The organism is uncultured Winogradskyella sp. (assembly GCF_947496485.1).
In the GTDB taxonomy this organism is placed as follows: Bacteria; Bacteroidota; Bacteroidia; order Flavobacteriales; family Flavobacteriaceae; genus Winogradskyella.
In genome coordinates this window covers 1,158,271-1,175,496 of sequence record NZ_CANMCZ010000001.1, presented here as the reverse complement: position 1 = coordinate 1,175,496, position 17,226 = coordinate 1,158,271, and the positions used below count along the sequence as shown (strand labels likewise).

The 17,226-nt window shown below is 32.3% G+C and carries 17 protein-coding genes; 10 read left to right on the top strand and 7 right to left on the bottom strand.

Annotated features, from left to right (window positions below; translation table 11 throughout):
* Nucleotides 1-97: 97 nt before the first annotated feature.
* Nucleotides 98-583 carry a CBS domain-containing protein gene (locus Q0822_RS04970; RefSeq protein ID WP_299120933.1) on the top strand — a complete coding sequence of 162 codons (486 nt, stop codon included), beginning with the start codon at nucleotides 98-100 and terminating at the stop codon, nucleotides 581-583.
* On the opposite strand, the gene Q0822_RS04965 is transcribed toward Q0822_RS04970, so the two are convergent.
* Nucleotides 580-930 (bottom strand): hypothetical protein, encoded by a 351-nt coding sequence (locus Q0822_RS04965; protein WP_299120931.1) that lies wholly within the window; start codon nucleotides 928-930, stop codon nucleotides 580-582. The genes Q0822_RS04970 and Q0822_RS04965 overlap by 4 nt on opposite strands.
* Nucleotides 931-1,087: 157 nt before the next feature.
* On the opposite strand from Q0822_RS04965, the gene Q0822_RS04960 reads away from it, so the two are divergent.
* Genes Q0822_RS04960 through Q0822_RS04950 form a run of 3 tightly spaced genes read left to right on the top strand, consistent with a single transcriptional unit; the run spans nucleotide 1,088 to nucleotide 3,463 of the window.
* Nucleotides 1,088-1,444, top strand: coding sequence for an ArsC/Spx/MgsR family protein (locus Q0822_RS04960; protein ID WP_299120928.1), 357 nt, complete (start codon nucleotides 1,088-1,090; stop codon nucleotides 1,442-1,444).
* A complete protein-coding gene (locus Q0822_RS04955) occupies nucleotides 1,434-2,327 on the top strand; it encodes a DMT family transporter (protein WP_299120925.1) in 894 nt (297 codons plus the stop codon). The genes Q0822_RS04960 and Q0822_RS04955 overlap by 11 nt, the downstream gene beginning before the upstream one ends.
* Before the next feature lie 2 nt (nucleotides 2,328-2,329).
* A complete protein-coding gene (locus Q0822_RS04950) occupies nucleotides 2,330-3,463 on the top strand; it encodes a hypothetical protein (RefSeq protein ID WP_299120922.1) in 1,134 nt (377 codons plus the stop codon).
* A gap of 5 nt (nucleotides 3,464-3,468) precedes the next feature.
* Here the strand turns inward: Q0822_RS04950 and Q0822_RS04945 are convergent, their stop codons facing one another.
* Nucleotides 3,469-3,948 carry an acyl-CoA thioesterase gene (locus tag Q0822_RS04945; RefSeq protein ID WP_299120919.1) on the bottom strand — a complete coding sequence of 160 codons (480 nt, stop codon included), beginning with the start codon at nucleotides 3,946-3,948 and terminating at the stop codon, nucleotides 3,469-3,471.
* Nucleotides 3,949-4,081: 133 nt separating this feature from the next.
* Between Q0822_RS04945 and Q0822_RS04940 the strand changes: the two genes are divergently transcribed.
* The 3 genes from Q0822_RS04940 to nadD are packed head-to-tail and all read left to right on the top strand — an operon-like array spanning nucleotide 4,082 to nucleotide 6,134.
* Nucleotides 4,082-4,939: a YicC/YloC family endoribonuclease gene (locus Q0822_RS04940; RefSeq protein ID WP_299120916.1), complete on the top strand. Its 858-nt coding sequence runs from the start codon at nucleotides 4,082-4,084 to the stop codon at nucleotides 4,937-4,939.
* A gap of 24 nt (nucleotides 4,940-4,963) precedes the next feature.
* A complete protein-coding gene (gmk, locus tag Q0822_RS04935; RefSeq protein WP_299120914.1) occupies nucleotides 4,964-5,554 on the top strand; it encodes a guanylate kinase in 591 nt (196 codons plus the stop codon).
* 1 nt (nucleotide 5,555) lies between these two features.
* Nucleotides 5,556-6,134, top strand: a complete 579-nt coding sequence (gene nadD / locus Q0822_RS04930; protein WP_299120911.1) for a nicotinate (nicotinamide) nucleotide adenylyltransferase — start codon at nucleotides 5,556-5,558, stop codon at nucleotides 6,132-6,134.
* Nucleotides 6,135-6,188: 54 nt separating this feature from the next.
* On the opposite strand, the gene Q0822_RS04925 is transcribed toward nadD, so the two are convergent.
* A complete protein-coding gene (locus Q0822_RS04925; RefSeq protein ID WP_299120909.1) occupies nucleotides 6,189-6,842 on the bottom strand; it encodes a hypothetical protein in 654 nt (217 codons plus the stop codon).
* Between the two features lie 113 nt (nucleotides 6,843-6,955).
* Nucleotides 6,956-7,315: a YraN family protein gene (locus tag Q0822_RS04920; protein WP_299120906.1), complete on the bottom strand. Its 360-nt coding sequence runs from the start codon at nucleotides 7,313-7,315 to the stop codon at nucleotides 6,956-6,958.
* 81 nt (nucleotides 7,316-7,396) lie between these two features.
* Here Q0822_RS04920 and Q0822_RS04915 point away from each other — a divergent pair, with 81 nt between their 5' ends.
* Both Q0822_RS04915 and Q0822_RS04910 read left to right on the top strand, forming a co-directional pair.
* Nucleotides 7,397-8,563 (top strand): helix-turn-helix domain-containing protein, encoded by a 1,167-nt coding sequence (locus Q0822_RS04915; RefSeq protein WP_299120903.1) that lies wholly within the window; start codon nucleotides 7,397-7,399, stop codon nucleotides 8,561-8,563.
* Nucleotides 8,564-8,641: 78 nt separating this feature from the next.
* A complete protein-coding gene (locus tag Q0822_RS04910; RefSeq protein WP_299120879.1) occupies nucleotides 8,642-10,765 on the top strand; it encodes a serine hydrolase domain-containing protein in 2,124 nt (707 codons plus the stop codon).
* Here the strand turns inward: Q0822_RS04910 and Q0822_RS04905 are convergent.
* From Q0822_RS04905 to Q0822_RS04895, 3 genes are all read right to left on the bottom strand, one after another.
* The gene (locus Q0822_RS04905) at nucleotides 10,746-11,510 is read right to left on the bottom strand and encodes a HEAT repeat domain-containing protein (RefSeq protein ID WP_299120877.1); all 765 of its coding nucleotides are present in this window, start codon (nucleotides 11,508-11,510) and stop codon (nucleotides 10,746-10,748) included. The genes Q0822_RS04910 and Q0822_RS04905 overlap by 20 nt on opposite strands.
* Before the next feature lie 2 nt (nucleotides 11,511-11,512).
* The gene (locus Q0822_RS04900) at nucleotides 11,513-14,437 is read right to left on the bottom strand and encodes a T9SS type A sorting domain-containing protein (RefSeq protein WP_299120874.1); all 2,925 of its coding nucleotides are present in this window, start codon (nucleotides 14,435-14,437) and stop codon (nucleotides 11,513-11,515) included.
* A gap of 139 nt (nucleotides 14,438-14,576) precedes the next feature.
* On the bottom strand, nucleotides 14,577-15,602 hold the full coding sequence (locus Q0822_RS04895; RefSeq protein WP_299120873.1) for an LD-carboxypeptidase: 1,026 nt from the start codon (nucleotides 15,600-15,602) through the stop codon (nucleotides 14,577-14,579).
* Nucleotides 15,603-15,762: 160 nt separating this feature from the next.
* Here Q0822_RS04895 and Q0822_RS04890 point away from each other — a divergent pair, with 160 nt between their 5' ends.
* Entirely contained in the window at nucleotides 15,763-17,226 is a 1,464-nt protein-coding gene (locus Q0822_RS04890; RefSeq protein ID WP_299120871.1) for a DUF1800 domain-containing protein, read from the top strand.

Sequence of the window (17,226 nt, the reverse complement as noted above, 5' to 3'; positions counted from 1 at the left end):
AGCGATAAAAGTACGCAATATATAAGCTTATGGTTTTTGATTTTGCTAGATAATTAATTTTGAGTAACTTTAAGATTAACACAAAATTTTTAACGCTATGGGAATAAAGAGTTTTCAAGGTGCTCGAAAGCAGCAAAATGCTTCAACACCAACGTCATTAAAAGTGAAAGATTATATGACTACAAATCTTATAACGTTTAGACCAGATCAATCTGTACAAGAGGTTGTTGAATCTTTAATTAAACACAAAATTTCTGGTGGACCTGTAGTTAATGAGAAGCAAGAACTCGTAGGTATTATTTCTGAAGGTGATTGTTTAAAGCAATTGAGTGAAAGCCGTTATTATAATATGCCTTTAGAGCATGATAATGTTGAAAAGCGAATGGCCATAAATGTAGAAACTATTGATGGTAATTTGGATGTTTTTGATGCAGCAAACAAGTTTCTACAATCCAAAAGACGTCGTTTCCCTATCATAGAAAACGGTAAGCTTGTTGGGCAAATTAGCCAGAAGGATATTTTAAAAGCAGCACTAGAGCTTAAAGGCGAAAATTGGAATAGTACAACTAAAAGAGGGTCCTAGTCGTCACGTTTTACCAAAGCATAGTAGTCTCCCTCTAATGGTAAATAGCCTTGGTCGTATACAAAGTAATAAATGGCGCCAGCTTTGGTAGTATAAATACTTGTAAAATAGTTAAAGTCAAATCCTTTTTCTATGAGTTTGGCTCTAGAGCATTTCGTCTTTTTAATTGGGTTAAGGCCTTCTAAGATTCTGTAATTTTTTCGCAATCTATTATTTGTGTTTCTAATAAGATTTTTAGAATCCTTGTTTACACGGTTATTGTGTGCATTTCTACAACCATCGCTACAGAACTTCTTGTCAATTCTTCCTCTAATTTTATCTCCACACTCTGGACATTGTCTTTGCATACCTATAGTTTAAGTGTTTACAATATAATAATTATATCGATTATAAACCTTTTGTAACACTTAGAGTTGTGTTACTCATATTTTTCATAAATGTATTTAAAATTCATTTTAAATACGGTTTCTTTGTAATCTCATAACATATAGATTGCTTTTTAAGATGAACAAAATATACTACCTAAGCACTTGTAATACCTGTACTCGTATCATTAATGAGCTTAATTTACCTAAAGGATTCCTACTTCAAGACATAAAAACGGAATCGATTACAAAAGCTCAAATTGAAGAGATGAGAGGCTTAGCAGACAGTTACGAAAGTTTATTTAGTAAACGTGCTAGACTATATAAAGAATTAGGTTTAAAAGATAAATCATTATCAGAGGAAGATTTCAAAAGCTACATTTTAGAACATTATACATTCTTAAAAAGACCAGTTATAATTTACAATAATCAGATTTTTATAGGTAATTCTAAAAAAACGGTTGAAGCTGCAAAACAAGCTATACATGAACAGTAGAGGCTTTGCCATTTTTGCACTTTTTATGGTGCAGCTATTATATGGACTTAACTATACCATTGCAAAAACTGTAATGAATGAAAATTATATTAAGCCGTTTGGTTTTGTGTTGTTAAGAGTCGCAGGTGCTACAGTATTATTTTGGTTATTGAGTTTTTTTGTACCTAAACAAAAGATTGAAAAAAAAGATTTCATTAAATTCTTTGTAGCTGCCATTTTTGGTGTTGTTGTTAATATGCTTTTCTTTTTTAAAGGATTAGAGTATACTTCACCAATCCACGCCTCATCTATAATGATAATTGTACCGATTATTATCTTGATACTATCTTCCATTATTTTAAAAGAGAGTGTCACTAAGCTCAAAATATTCGGAGTCGTATTAGGTATAGTCGGAGCGTTAATTTTAACCATTTATGGCAAGTCTGCAAGAGCTGGCGATAATGTACCTTTGGGTAATTTACTCATTTTCTTAAATGCTATTTCATACAGTATTTACGTCATATTAATAAAGCAATTAACAGCGAAATACCACCCATTCACTTTTATTAAATGGTTGTTTTTGTTTGGTTTAATTATCTTGATTCCGTTTGGATATAATGAATTAGAAGCCGTACAATGGCAAACTTTTACACCATATACTACATTCTCTGTGTTGTTTGTAATTATTGGAGCAACCTTTGGCACCTATTTATTTAACCCTTTAGCGTTAAATAAACTAAAAGCATCTACTGTAGGCACATTTATTTATCTTCAACCAGTTATTGCCGGACTTTTTGCACTTGCAATGGGAGTAGATTTTATTGATTCTATAAAAATTGGTGCTATGCTTATAATATTTTTAGGTGTATACCTTGTGACTGTAAAAATTAAACAAACTAATTAGTATTGCAATTAAAATCAGAAGTTTTTAAAACAGTTGATGCTATTCCTCAAACTTATTGGGATAGTGTAAATTGTTGTACCAATATTTATTATTCACCAGAATTCTTAAGCGCTTTCGAACTTGCAAATACAGATATTGAATTCAATTATATTTTCATTTTAAAAGGCGAAGAAGCTGTTGCTTTTGCTAACACACAAATTGTTACGATTGGTATAGAAACCATTACTAAAAATATTAGAATGTCTGATAAAATTAGACGTATGGTTAACAATATGTTTTGTAGAAATCACATTGGTGTATTGTTTTGTGGAAATGTATTTTTGAGTGGTGAATATGGTACATTTTTAAAAGATGGTGAAGATAAAATTGATACGTTTAATGCTATTGCTAAAGCAGTTGGGCAACTCTCAAAGAACACAAGAAAATTAAGTGCCATATTCATCAAAGATTTTGAAAATGAATCACTTTACATCACAGATCATTTAAAACCCTACGATTATGCGGCAATGCAAGTAGAGCCTAATATGATTATTACTTTGAAACCAGAATGGCAGTCTTTTGAGGATTATAAAAAAGCATTAAAATCAAAATACAGAGTAAAAGCGAATAAAGCAGATTCTAAGAGTGAGTGTCTTGAGGCTAAATTCTTTTCTGAGAAAGACATAGAGAAGCATAAAGAAGAACTTCAAGAATTATATCAAAATACTATTGATAATGCTGATTTTAACGCTCAAATTTTAAATCTCGATACATACATTCATCTCAAAAAAACATTTAAAGACAAATTTATAGTAAAAGGCTATTTCCTGAATGGTAAATTAGTTGGATTCCTCTCAGCTATGCAAAACGAAACTCATCTCGATGCACACTTTATAGGTATTGATTATTCCAATAACAAAGAATTTGCCATTTACCCTAGGATTTTAAACGATTATGTAAGGATAGGTATCGAAACAAAATCAAACCAAATAAATTTAGGTAGAACAGCCTCTGAAATTAAAAGTACACTTGGAGCAGAGCCAAAAGCGTTGACCTGTTACTGTAAACACAAACGCTATATTCCTAATCAAATTCTGAAGCCTTTTATAAAAAATGTTCAAATTAAATCTTTTAAACAGCATTCAGTTTTTAAATAAGCGCTCTAAACTTTTATAGATTCTGGTCGTACACCATGCTTACGAGTATCAGCTTTTGTCAAAATTCTAAAGCTTTCTGATTTTGGAAACTCATTAGCCAACTCCATTAAATTTTCTGGCAAGCCTGTCAACTTCCTCAACTTTAAATCTATCCAACCACCTTGCATTTCGCAATACGCCAAATTTTGACCTTTGTGATTGTAAAAATTATGTTCAAACATAAATAACATTCCATCTTCGCTTAAACCAGAAACTTCAATAGTAACAGTAATTGGTGCTCCAATGAACGATTCTTTAAAATAGTACATATGCTCATAAAACACCACTGGTCCTACATTATGTTTTCTAATTTCTGGCATAGAAAAGCCTTGCTGACCAAAAAAGGACATTCTTGCATGACTCATAAAATTAGTATAGGCAGAATTGGCTAAATGACCATTAGCATCTATATCGCTCCAGCGGATTTCAAACTGTTTTTTATACATCTATTGCATTTCAAATTAGAATTGCAAAGTTATAAAAGTCTCAAGTCTCTACTTTACCCTTTTCAAACTATTTATTAAAACCATAAAACCATTCCTTTTTGTACCTTTGCGCAACTTAAATAGTAATGTCTTAATGATACAATCCATGACAGGTTATGGGAAATCTGTACTTCAGCTCCCAACTAAAAAAATATCTATAGAATTAAAATCACTCAATAGTAAAAGCTTAGATCTCAATGCTCGCATGCCATCCATGTATCGTGCAAAAGAGCTAGACATAAGAAAGCTTATTGCAAAACATCTTGGAAGAGGAAAGGTAGATTTTTCGCTTTATGTTGAAATTACTGGTGAAGACACTAGCTCTAAAATCAACAAAACTGTAGTTAATGAATATATAAAGCAGCTTAAGGGCGTTGTTGATGGCGATGCAACAGAACTCTTAAAAATGGCAATTCGTTTACCAGATGCTGTAACTACAGAGCGTGATGATATTGATGAAGAAGAATGGGCTTTAATTGCAAACGGTATCAATGAAGCAATTGGCAAAATTGTGGTTTACCGAAAAGACGAAGGTGCCATCCTAAAACAAGATTTTTTAGATAGAATTAAAACACTAAGACGACTATTGCAAGAAGTGATTACAATGGATCCAGATCGTATCGATGGAGTAAGAGCACGTTTAGAAAAGGGTGTTGCAGATATTAAAGAAAAAGTAGATGAAAATCGATTTGAACAAGAACTCGTTTACTACATCGAAAAATTTGATATCACGGAAGAAAAAGTAAGGCTAGACAATCACTTAGATTATTTTGAAAAAGCACTAAACTCTGATGATTCTAACGGAAAAAAACTTGGTTTTATTTCTCAAGAGATTGGACGAGAAATTAATACAATAGGTTCAAAATCTAATTATGCACCAATGCAAAAGCTTGTTGTACAAATGAAAGATGAGCTCGAAAAAATTAAGGAACAATTATTGAATGTTCTTTAAGTGTGAAATTAAAAAATCTTACCAGTGTCAGAAATTAAAACTAAAAAACAAGGCAAACTCATCGTATTCTCAGCACCATCTGGTTCTGGAAAAACGACTATTGTTCGTCATTTGCTAAAACAACCCGAACTCAATTTAGAGTTTTCAATTTCTGCAACGTCACGAGAAAAACGAGGCAATGAAGTCGATGCTAAGGATTATTATTTCTTATCTCTAAAAGAATTTAAGAACAAGATTAAAAATGACGAATTCTTAGAATGGGAAGAAGTGTATAGAGATAATTTTTATGGCACTTTAAAATCAGAAATTGAGCGCATTTGGGCAAAAGGCAAACATGTTATTTTCGATATTGATGTTTCTGGCGGTTTACGTATTAAAAGAAAATTTCCTGAACAAACGATTGCTATTTTTGTAAAACCACCAGATTTAAATGAACTCGTAAGACGTCTTAAAGATAGAGGTGAGGAAAGCGAAGAAAAGATAAGCATGCGTGTAGCAAAAGCACCTGCCGAATTGGCAACAGCGCCACTTTTTGATGAAATTGTGGTAAATGCTAATTTAGAAGACGCTTTAGATAATGCATATGAGTTAGTTTCAAAGTTTATTGAGGAATAAAATGAAAATCGGTCTGTACTTCGGCACCTTTAACCCAATACATGTCGGGCATCTCACTATAGCCAATCATTTAGTTGAGTATAGTGATTTAGACCAGGTTTGGTTTGTAGTAACTCCGCTAAGTCCTTTTAAAAAGAAAAGTAGTTTATTAGATAATCACCAACGATTAGAAATGGTATACCGCGCTACAAAAGACTATACGAAATTAAGACCTAGTGATATTGAGTTTAGCTTAAAACAGCCCAATTATACCATAGATACGTTGACGTATTTATTCGAGAAATTTCCAGATTATGAATTTGCTCTCATAATGGGTGAAGACAATTTAAAAAGTTTTCATAAGTGGAAAAACTACGAACTCATTTTAGAAAATCATCATATTTACGTTTACCCTAGGCTTTCAGATGGTAAAATTGAAACACAATTTGATAAGCATCCTAAAATCCATCATGTTGATGCACCAATAATGGAATTGTCATCAACATTTATTAGAAAATCTATAAAAGATGGTAAAAATATTCGACCAATGCTGCCAGAGAATGTTTGGGAATATTTGGATGAGATGAATTTTTATAGATAAAAGAGCAACATCACTGTTACTCTTTTATTCAATTATTGTTAAGTAAAATAGAGATTACCATATTCCACATGCCCACTGGTAGGCTTCAATATAAGTTGCCCAACTCCTTCCTTCAAATTCTTTTACCGTATAACCATATTGAGAATTAGTACTTGTTGCGCTTCTACCAATACCGCCAATACCACCATTGTCGCCACCAGCCCAAGCTGTTTCTTCTCCGTTTGGACCTTCTACTTCAGCATGAGCAGCAAAACAGTATAAATCTGTATAATCAGGTAATACATCTAAGCTAATCTCATAAACCACTCTATTAATGTTTTCACTATGAGGTTCTGTATGGCCAAACTTTCCGATCTTAGGATTACCAGACCCAGTTAAAGGCACCCATTCTTCATTACAATCTCCGATACTAACGTGAGTTGTTCCGATGGTCCAAGCACCATAAGTATTGTAAGTGAGAATTAAATCCGTTTCTGTTTTAGATATCGTAACTGTTCCTGCATACATGTTCTGACCTGCAATTAAATCAACAGTAAAACAATAATCAGCAGATGTGGAGGGTCTGCTTGATAAATTTTCAGGAATGGAATATTCTGTAACGGCAAAATAATTTTGATAAGCAGCATCTTCTATAGGTTCTTTGTCACTGCAGCTAAATATGATACTGATAATTAGGAGACTTAGTAGGTGTTGTAGTCTTAATTTCATAATTGTGTGAATTTGGGGTTATTAGTACATCAAATTTACTTATAAAAGCATTAATCAGACAATTTTTTCGATTAAACGGATTGATTACGAAAGTATTTTCTTACTCTAGAACATTAAAAATGATAAAAGGCATTTTCTAGATGCTCAATCATAAATCCTTTCCCTTCTTTTACAATTGCTATAATATCAAACCGAACTTCGATATCTAAATCATTCTCATTAACGTATTCGTCAACAGCCTTTACAAGATTTTTTATTTGTTTTGGTTTTACAAAATCTTGAGGATTCCCAAAATCTGTAGTAGATCGTGTTTTTACTTCAATTATGGCAAGAATATTGTCTTTTAAGGCTATAATATCAACCTCGGCTTTGTCAAAGCGGTAATTTCGCTCAATAATTTCATAATTATTCTTTAGAAGAAAATCTACAGCTAATTGTTCTCCTTTTTTACCAAGTTCGTTGTGTTGTGCCATATCGCTAAAGTAGAAAAATAGTATTACTTTTAAATTCTGGTATTCAGAATAGCTTAATTTATAAATTAAATTGACTCTTTAATGAACTTCCCATTTGGTTTTGGACAAAAAAGCTCACTACTTCTTATCTTTTTTTTTCATGGGATTGTTTTTTCATTCTTATTATTGAGAAATGGAATTATAAATCAAAATAAATCCAGTAAATGGCTTAGTCTTTTATTGTTTTTGTACGCTATGTACATTACACCGTATATGTTAGGCTATGCTAATTGGTATTCAGAAAAGCTCACCAGAGAGATTTTGTTTTTTGTTCCTTTTATGCAAGTGCTTTTAATTGGTCCTATTGTTTATTTTTACACGCAAAGCTTACTTAACAAATCATTTCGTCTTTCAAAAAGGGATTGGCAACATTTTATTCCTGCCTTTCTGTATATGATTTACAGCCTGATTATTTTTGTAACCGATAAGTTGGTATTGGATGATTACTATTTCTATGCCGATGGTAGAGACAAGGACTTAGCTAATTGGTATCAGGTAACTGGACTAATTTCCATGACATTTTACCTTATCTTAAGTCTACGTTATTACAACAGCTATAAGACCTTAATATTTCAAAAAGTGAGTTATGCTGACAGCATCTTATTTCAGTGGATTCGAAATTTTATGATTGCCTTTCTTGCAATTCTAATACTGCGTGTTGTTTTCTTTATCACTAACCCAGATTGGGGAGAATTCGGCAGTCAGTTCTGGCACTATATTGCTTTCTCTTTTGTCTTTTATTATATATCTTTAAATGGATATTCTAATGCTGTAAAAGCATCTGTTTTTAATGATATTAATTCTAAAGACGCGACTATTTTTGAAGAAAAAGAAGAAGAGATAATACAAGAAATCTCTGAAGAAAATGATATTGAGCAATGGAAACAAAAACTATCAGCATTACTTACCAAAGATAGAGTATATGAAAATCCGAAATTAAACTTATCTGATGTCGCTTTAGCACTCAATACAAATACCAAAGTTATTTCTTCTACAGTAAACTCAGGTTTTCAAATGAACTTTAATGATTTTATAAATCACTACAGAATTGAAGCCGTAAAGCATAAATTGGAAGCTGGCGAGCACAATACCACAACACTTTTAGGCATTGCCTTAGACTCAGGCTTTAACAGTAAAGCCACCTTTAATAGAGCTTTTAAAAAGAGCACATCACTTTCTCCAAAAGATTATATCGAAAAATTATCTTAAAAGAGGTCTCAAATCAAGATTTGAAGCGTCTGGCATACAATAATGCACCACATTTGTATCGAATTATTAAATATAGTCATGAAAAAAATCATTGCCTTATCATTTTTACTTGCATCCTTTTTTAGCGTTGCTCAACAAGAGAAGTTAAAAGAAATTATTTCAATAGTCGATTCAAAACTAACGTCTGATGAACCTGGATTATTTGTAGGTATCGTTAAAGATGGAAAAATCATTTATGAAAATTATAAGGGTTTAGCCAGTCTACAACACAATGTAAAGATTGATACCAACTCGTGTTCTAACATTGCTTCAACGGCCAAACAATTTACTGCTTTAATGATCCTAAATTTAGCATTGGAAGAAAAGCTAAGTCTAGAAGATGACATTAGAAAACATCTGCCTAAACTTTACCCAAGCGTAAAAGAGATAATTAAAATAAGACACTTGATTAATCATACGAGTGGTATTAGAGATTTTTACGACTTAATGAGTATACAGCAAGACCCTTGGTGGCGAAGAGAAGGCTTAGATAATGACGACGCTATAAAGTTGTTAGAAAAACAACAAGATTTAGCCTTTAAACCAGGCTCAAGGTATATGTATAGTAATTCTGGTTACACCTTATTAACAAAAATCATAGAAGTTGCAACTGGAGAAAACTTTCATGATTACTCAGAAAAATTCTTCCAGAATTTAGGAATGAACAATACTACATTTCTTAAAAATTACATGCATGTGATACCTAATCAAGCTTTACCTTATTCAGATTGGGGAGATGGAGTATGGCAGCAATATCCTATGATTACTAATCTTTATGGTGATGGGTTTTTGTTTACGACATTAAAAGACCAATTGATTTTTGAACGAGCCATACAGAATGCAAAATTTAACAACGATGTATTACTCATTGATAGCCAGAAGCCTATCCCAAATAGTGAAATAACCACTTATGGTTTTGGACTAGAGTTAGAAGATAGACTCAATTATAGATCTGTTCATCATTCTGGGGGAACAGGTTCATATCACTCTCAAACGGTACGTTACCCTGAAGAAAAGCTCAGCATCTTTGTAATGAGTAATAATAGTAAGCTTTGGAGTGGCAGTATTGCAGACGAAATTGCTAAAGTGTTATTACCAAAAAAAGAGGTTAAAGATACTTATGACAATCGTCTAAAAACTGTTTCAAATAGTTTAGGGCAAAGCAAATTAATTGGACAATATTTATCACCTAATGATTACCTCATACGCATTGAATCTAATAATGGTAAACTGACATGGAGAAACGGAAATAACAATCCGATTGAGCTTACTAAAGAGAAGCCAAATGTTTATAGCATTTCTTATAACCCTAAATTGAAGGTTGGTTTCTTTAACGATGAATTAATATTGTTCTATCCTTCAGGTAAAGCAAGCTTATACAGCAAAATACTTGAAGAAAAAGCTTCACTTGCTGACTTAGAAAGCTACGAAGGTGATTATTATAGTGAGGAATTAGAGATTGATTTTACGCTGAAATTGGTAGACAATAAATTATGGGTTTCACTAGATGGTTGGGATGAAGATCAAGAGGTTGAAGTCTTAAATAAAAGTGAACTACTCGTTTTTGATTATATTCTTAAAGTTCAACGCGATCAATTCAATAGAGTTACAGATATTCTTCTCACAACAAATCGTGTACTAAATAATAAATTCATCAAAAAAACGAACTTAAAATTTCAACCAAAAATCCAAACCGAAAATGGTTCAATCAATGTCACGACAATCGGTTCTAGAGATGGGCTATCTTCACAAATTCTGTTGACCAAAAATTATACAAATGGTAATGAAATTTGGTCACAACAATTTGGCGGGAAAAGCTATGATAAGGCAAGTTCTATTTTAGCCACGGAAGATGGTTACCTTATTATAGGTTCTACAAGCTCTTATGGAAAAGGCAACTATGATATGTTTGTCATTAAAACTGATAAAAAAGGAAAGAAAATCTGGCAAAATTCATATGGTGATTTTTACAACGAATATGGATATTCAGCCGAAAAAGTAGATTCAGGTTATATAATTAAAGGGACTATTCAGAAATGTTCGTCTAATTCAGATGTATTTAATAGAACTTGTAAAACTAATGTTTGGTTTGTTTCTATTGATAAAAATGGAAAAGAATTATTTAACAAAGTTTTGGAAGAAATTACAAAGGATTATAATTAGCATCAATATAATTAATTGCTTCTTGTTGTGTGAAAATCGCAAATTTTTTATAACGATTATGTACGTCAACGATTTCATCCAAGGCACTTTGAACTAATTTTTTGTTTTTCCATGTATTGAGATGTTTAACGACCATTTGCAAACAACCTCTTTTGTATGCTATTTGACCAATCACATGAATTAATGTATCAGAAACACGCTTAGTTTCATCAAATTCTAATTCTTTTAATAGCGGTAAAACATCTTGAGGATGCGTGCGTCCTCTTAACTCAATACCATGGCAAATTTCACGACGAATTTCTTTATCCTCATGCTTAAGATAAGTTTTAGCCCAAGCCAAAACTGGTACTGGGTTTCGCTCGCTCATTTTTTTGATAGAACCAATCACAGCATTTCTTACACGGTGGTGTCTATCAAACAAACCTGCATCCATAAAATGTTGAATTTTATCAAAATGAAATTTTCCGATTTCACCAGCAGCATTAATTACAGTTTGCCTAATTAATTCGTCATCAGATTTTAGCAGCTGTTTTAAAGTAAAAAGAATTTTAGTTTGTAAATGAGGTTGCGCATAGAAGATTTCACCAATGGTTAAGTAACCTGCTTTCCTAATGTAAGTGTCTTCATCAGAAAAGTACATGGTAATCTTTTCTAATCTACTTTGTTCTAAATCACCTTCAATCTCTTGATTAATTTTTTCAACTAGTAGGTTTCTCTCTGCTTTTGATAAATCGTAAAATGCCACTCTTACTTCATTATTATTTTCTTTGTCATGTATTCACCATCCATCTTTATTTGAACAATATAAATCCCACTTGACAGTCCTGACATACTAACATTGGTTAATGCAGTAGCTTCTGAGTTTTTATAGACTAATAATCCAACACTATTATAAATATTAATGTTGCTATTTGTATATTGGTCTGGAAGCTTGATTGTAAATGTTCCGTCATTTGGATTAGGATAAACCAAAACCTCATCACTACTAGTTGTTAGATTCTGGACTGTAATTCCACCAAATCCATTGCCTTGTTTTAAAATTGCCCATTTATCCAAATTATTATTAAGAATATTAATATGGTATAAACCTGCATCTATGTATTCTGTGTTCTGAAAGGTAGTTATATCTGGAGAATAGACTTTACCAAAGTGATCAGGAAATAGGTTCTTTTTTACTTTTACAGCAACCTTAGTTGGTGAATCATCTAAATTCACTATATGCATAACTCCATCATTATAGATCTTATTATTGGGATAAATAATACTTCCTTTATCATCTTTGATATACCAAACTGAATCACCATTTTTAAATGTGCTCTTAGGAATATATTCTTCAGAAGCTAAATATAAACTCCCATTAGTAGTATTTTCAACAGTTGTATACAAATTATCATTAATGAGCACCTTGCTTCCTTTAGGAATATTAAAGGTATCTGGTTGCTGAGCCATGCCTGTCCAAACGACAAATGTCCTATCAGGATATAAGGTTGTGTTTGTCCAATTAACCGTTCCAGGAGCTACATAATTATCCTGATTTCTATACGTTACAGCAAATGGTTTATCTTCTGTGGGATAAATTTGAATATCATCATATGGATCATTAGGGTCATGAGGATTAATTATATACCATACGGTATCTCCAACATTAATATTAGCTGATGATGGTAAATAAATGTTACCAACACCAGTTTCAACATTTGTAGTATATTCAGATCCGTTAATTCCTACAATACTACCTACAGGTATATCTAATGAACCCTGATCTGTCCAATAGATTGTCTTACCAACTGGTGATACTCTTGGTTGAACACTTGTCACAAAACCTGTTGTGATATCTACATCTGGCATATTTGCTGAACGCTCAACTCGATAAGAATCGTCAAAATACATGGAATATTTATCAGTATTCGCATGATACAATTTCACATAATATACTGGTTCTCCAATTTGCACACTACCTTTAGGTACATATATACTTCCATCTGTTGTTTGCGTAACTGTGTACTCTGTATTCCCTATTTTAACCCTAGATTCATTACTAATATTTAGTAGTTTTTTATTTCTCAAAAGGCCTACTCTGTCTCGTGTATTGTCTACAACGGAATTACCTGAACCATCAATAATATAAACGTCAGAAACACTTTGAACCTCATCATAATAATTTAAAAACGAATAGTTATGTTCTTCAACAATATTAAAATTGTCAAATAAACTATTATTAGAATTTATAAATGACAAAAGATCATCATAATCATTTGAATCACCATAAAAACGGGGTTGAGGGCCATCAAATGGAGCAATATAGACATCCCATGGAGCAATCATAGTTAAACCAGAAGCATATGACAAAGCTATACTTGTTCTATTGGTCTTTTTTTGAGTTCTAGCAACTGTAATACTGCTTACAACATCTTTTTTTGAATCGTCATCTTCAAAAAATGCAGATCTAAGGAAACGAGATATTTCAAAAACATCGTAGACCAAGCCAATCTCATTATCTTTTGGGTACAACTCTGAAATCCAAAAATCAAAAGCTGGTGCTAACCATTCATTTCGTTCTGTATTATTTGCTGAATAGGTTCCTTGAGTTTCAAATTCTGTAAATATGTATGAATCTATACTATTATGTAATTGGGTATAATAATCAATCATCATATCTTTTTGAAATTCTCTAAAAAAATATTTCAATTTCGAAACAGGCAGTACGTTGGTATCATTGATTTCATCTTCTGTTGCTTCATAGATATCGGCAAAATGACAATTACAAGTTGTGTCATACAGAGAGTATGCTGCTTGATAATTATCCAGAGCAGCTTGATATTGATCATCCCCTACTTCACCTACTGGATAATCATCTCGATTAGGTAATGTTAAGTCAGGGTTTGCAGGGTCTTCACTAGGAATTGGTAAAGATAATTTAGTTCTTAGATAGTCTTTTAGGTCATCATAATTTGATAATTCATTTTGTAATTCTGTAGGCACATTATTATTATTTAACACCCATGTATTAAATTTAGTCATAGATGACGCACTAAAAGAACCTCCATAGTCAACTGAGGATACATTTCCACCAGAATCATCTTGTTGAAATGAAATATTACCATGATTAACTAATTTTTTAACCTGTATTATTTGATAGTCTAAATACTCAGATGAATTATAATCCGGTCTATTTACAAACCAATTTTGTTGTATTTCCCATATACTACGTAAAGGTCTATCGCACAGGTTTGTAGCAATCATGTTTCCTAATTCTAAATCTATTTCTTCTGGTGTGCCAGTAAAATTATCAGTATCAATATATAGTGGTATAGCATACTGAGTGCTTCTAACCGTAGCATAATTGGACGCATTAAGAGGAAACTTTATTGTTGTCGTATCATCATTATCTAAATCATCGTAAGTCCAAAGAAATCTGTTAGCATAAAATTGATCTGCTTTACCATTTAAGCCATTAGGTAGCACTGCATTAGGGTTATAAAACCAATAACTAGTAGGATCGGTAATTGATTGGTCGTCAGGTAATCTAGGCTTCCACCATCTTACAGAAAAAGGAATATCAGATCGAGACAGTTCGGAAGGTTCTATTGGAGGTGTCTGGCCTTTAGCATTTTGAGGAAAAAACAAACTTAGTAAAAGTAGGAGTAGCGAAGACTTGAGCAAAAATTTCATAGAGTAGATTGATTAAAATTAGGAGTAATAATATCACTTAAATTTAATCATAAATTTTTGATTTACAACCTTTAAAATATAAATTTAGAATTTTTTCTTACAAATAAATATTCTAAAAAAGTTTTAGTATCACAATATTTTAATTTTTAAATTCTACAAAAGATTTGTTCTTTCTAACATTCAAATCAACAGTTCTACCTAAAACCAAAGCTCTATTATCTTTTTCGTGACCTGCAGGCATATTGAACGCTATTGGGAAATCATAATCCTTTAGAGCATCAAGTACCAATTGCTCAACAGAAGTTCCCCAAAGCGTAGTATTTTTTCTCAGTTTAGACATGTCACCAACAATCAGCCCTTTTAAGTTGTCAAAATAACCAGCCCTTTTCATGCTTTGTAACATGCGATCAATATGATATTTGTATTCGCCTATTTCTTCAATAAATAATATTTTTCCTGACGTATTAATACTTTCTTTAGAGCCTAACATGGTATGCAACATGGTAAGATTTCCACCAACTAATTCACCTGACGCATCACCTTCTCTATTATATTTTGAACCTTCTAAAGTATAATTTTCAGGGTTACCAAATAAAGCAGATTTAAAAGTATCAATCGAATTTTGTACTTCGCTTAAATCTTTTGTTAAACTCACACACATTAAAGCATGAAGTGATTGAAATCCTTCATTATGTACTTGGTTGTGTAATGCTGTAATATCGCTATAACCAATAATCCATTTCGGCTTTTTCTTGAATTCTGTGTAATCTATTTTGTCTAAAATTCTAACCGTTCCGTAACCACCTCTAGCACACCAAATAGCACTTATTTTAGGATCATCCATCGCTTTTTGTAAATCTTCACAACGTTCTTCGTCAGTACCAGCAAAATGCTCGTCCTTACTAAATACGTGATTACCAACAACAGCGTGCAAACCCCATTTTTTTAATAAATCTACGGCTTGTTGCACTTCGCGTTCACGATTTTTTAAAATTCCCGAAGGTGCAACAATAGCTACTGTGTCACCAGCTTTTAAATATGGTGGTTGGATTAATTTAGATGTCATTTCGAATGAATTATCTGTTTCGTTCTGAGCATAAAAAGCAGTACTTAAAGCTAGGTTGATAGCAAAAAATAAAAGTAAAATGGAATGTCTCAAAATCATAAAATTTGCTTTTTGTAAATATAAAAAGTAAAATAGGAAATCACGCAGCAATCATTTTTTAATAAATTTTTAACAAAAAACATCTGAAATCAGCAACTTTAACGTATATACCTTATTGCTTTCGCAATAAATTTACTATTTTGAAATAAAATCCTACTGTATGACTGTTTTTACTTCCTGTATTACAACAAGTTTGCAACCTTACGTTCCTTCTACCCAAAATCCTTGGAACGAATTAAGAGTTAGGCACGCTTACAGACGCCTTGGTTACGACGCAAATAAAGCGACAATCAATAACGGGCTTGCATTATCACCAAACGATCTCATTGACCAATTAATTGACGAATCTTTAAATGCTCCCAATTGGCCAGAACCCGTTTGGGCAAATTACACAAGTGATGATTATGCCAATCTTGGTCTCGATTTTGATGAACAAACACAGCTCAATCACACTGAAGTAATGTTTGAGGTAATGAACCAAATGCAAACCACAGGCTTAAAAGGACGTTTAATTATGTTTTGGAGCAATCATTTTGTGACGCGTTTAGAAGATTATTATTTGAGTAATCATCTTTATGAATATTACAGTGTTTTAGAAACTTATATGCTTGGTAATTTTCAAGAATTTGTAAGAGACATTGGTATTACAAGTGCCATGCTAATTTATTTGAATGGCTTAGAAAATACTAATTTCAGTCCAAATGAAAATTACGCCAGAGAGTTATACGAATTATTCACACTTGGTGTAGATAATGGCTATATACAACAAGACATTGTTGAAACCTCTAAAGCCTTAACTGGTTATAACCATAGACTTAATTGGAACTGGACCTATCCTATTTACTTTGATGCTAGTACCTTTGACGATTCTGATAAAACCATTTTTGAGCAAACTGGAAATTGGGGTTATGACGACGTTATTAATATTTTATTTCAGGAAAAATCACCTCTAATTGCAGAGTATATCTGCAGAAAATTATATACTTATTTTGTAAGTGCTACGGTTAATGAAGATGTTGTTACAGATATGGCGGCAATCTTCGTACAAGATTTTAATATTGCTAATGTATTGCGAGCCCTTTTTAAGAGTGAACATTTCTTCGACTCAAAAACAATAGGCATTCAGATTAAAAGCCCTTATGATATGACCGTATCATATATAAAAGCCACAAATTTTAGTATACATCAAGATTTTTATGAAGCTATGCCGTGGATAAATGGTCTTATGGGACAATCTATGTTTGAACCTGTTGATGTTGCTGGATGGCAAGGAGACAGAGATTGGATTAACTCTAGTACCTTAACAGGTCGTTGGGAGATTTTACAATGGGCAGTTTGGCAGACTTGGGACTACTATAACGAAGAGTTAAGAACCTTCGCTATAGAAAGCTCAGGGAATAGTAACGATCCTTACGTTGTCGCTAAGAGCGTTATAGATAGATTTGTGCCAAAGGAATTATTTTCTGTTGAAGAATACCAAATTGCAACAGATGTTTTTAAGCACAATTTACCAGAAAACTACTATGAAAACCAAATATGGAATTTGCAATGGGATTCCGTTCCTTACCAAATGGTTTTACTTTTACTCCATCTTATAAAAATTCCAGAATTTCAACTTAAATAA

Coding starts and splice junctions, on each gene's coding strand:
- Q0822_RS04970 (WP_299120933.1), top strand. CDS start 98: ATGGGAATAAAGAGTTTTCAAGGTGCTCGAAAGCAGCAAAATGCTTCA.
- Q0822_RS04965 (WP_299120931.1), bottom strand. CDS start 930: ATGCAAAGACAATGTCCAGAGTGTGGAGATAAAATTAGAGGAAGAATT.
- Q0822_RS04960 (WP_299120928.1), top strand. CDS start 1,088: ATGAACAAAATATACTACCTAAGCACTTGTAATACCTGTACTCGTATC.
- Q0822_RS04955 (WP_299120925.1), top strand. CDS start 1,434: ATGAACAGTAGAGGCTTTGCCATTTTTGCACTTTTTATGGTGCAGCTA.
- Q0822_RS04945 (WP_299120919.1), bottom strand. CDS start 3,948: ATGTATAAAAAACAGTTTGAAATCCGCTGGAGCGATATAGATGCTAAT.
- Q0822_RS04940 (WP_299120916.1), top strand. CDS start 4,082: ATGATACAATCCATGACAGGTTATGGGAAATCTGTACTTCAGCTCCCA.
- nadD (WP_299120911.1), top strand. CDS start 5,556: ATGAAAATCGGTCTGTACTTCGGCACCTTTAACCCAATACATGTCGGG.
- Q0822_RS04925 (WP_299120909.1), bottom strand. CDS start 6,842: ATGAAATTAAGACTACAACACCTACTAAGTCTCCTAATTATCAGTATC.
- Q0822_RS04920 (WP_299120906.1), bottom strand. CDS start 7,315: ATGGCACAACACAACGAACTTGGTAAAAAAGGAGAACAATTAGCTGTA.
- Q0822_RS04915 (WP_299120903.1), top strand. CDS start 7,397: ATGAACTTCCCATTTGGTTTTGGACAAAAAAGCTCACTACTTCTTATC.
- Q0822_RS04910 (WP_299120879.1), top strand. CDS start 8,642: ATGAAAAAAATCATTGCCTTATCATTTTTACTTGCATCCTTTTTTAGC.
- Q0822_RS04900 (WP_299120874.1), bottom strand. CDS start 14,437: ATGAAATTTTTGCTCAAGTCTTCGCTACTCCTACTTTTACTAAGTTTG.
- Q0822_RS04895 (WP_299120873.1), bottom strand. CDS start 15,602: ATGATTTTGAGACATTCCATTTTACTTTTATTTTTTGCTATCAACCTA.
- Q0822_RS04890 (WP_299120871.1), top strand. CDS start 15,763: ATGACTGTTTTTACTTCCTGTATTACAACAAGTTTGCAACCTTACGTT.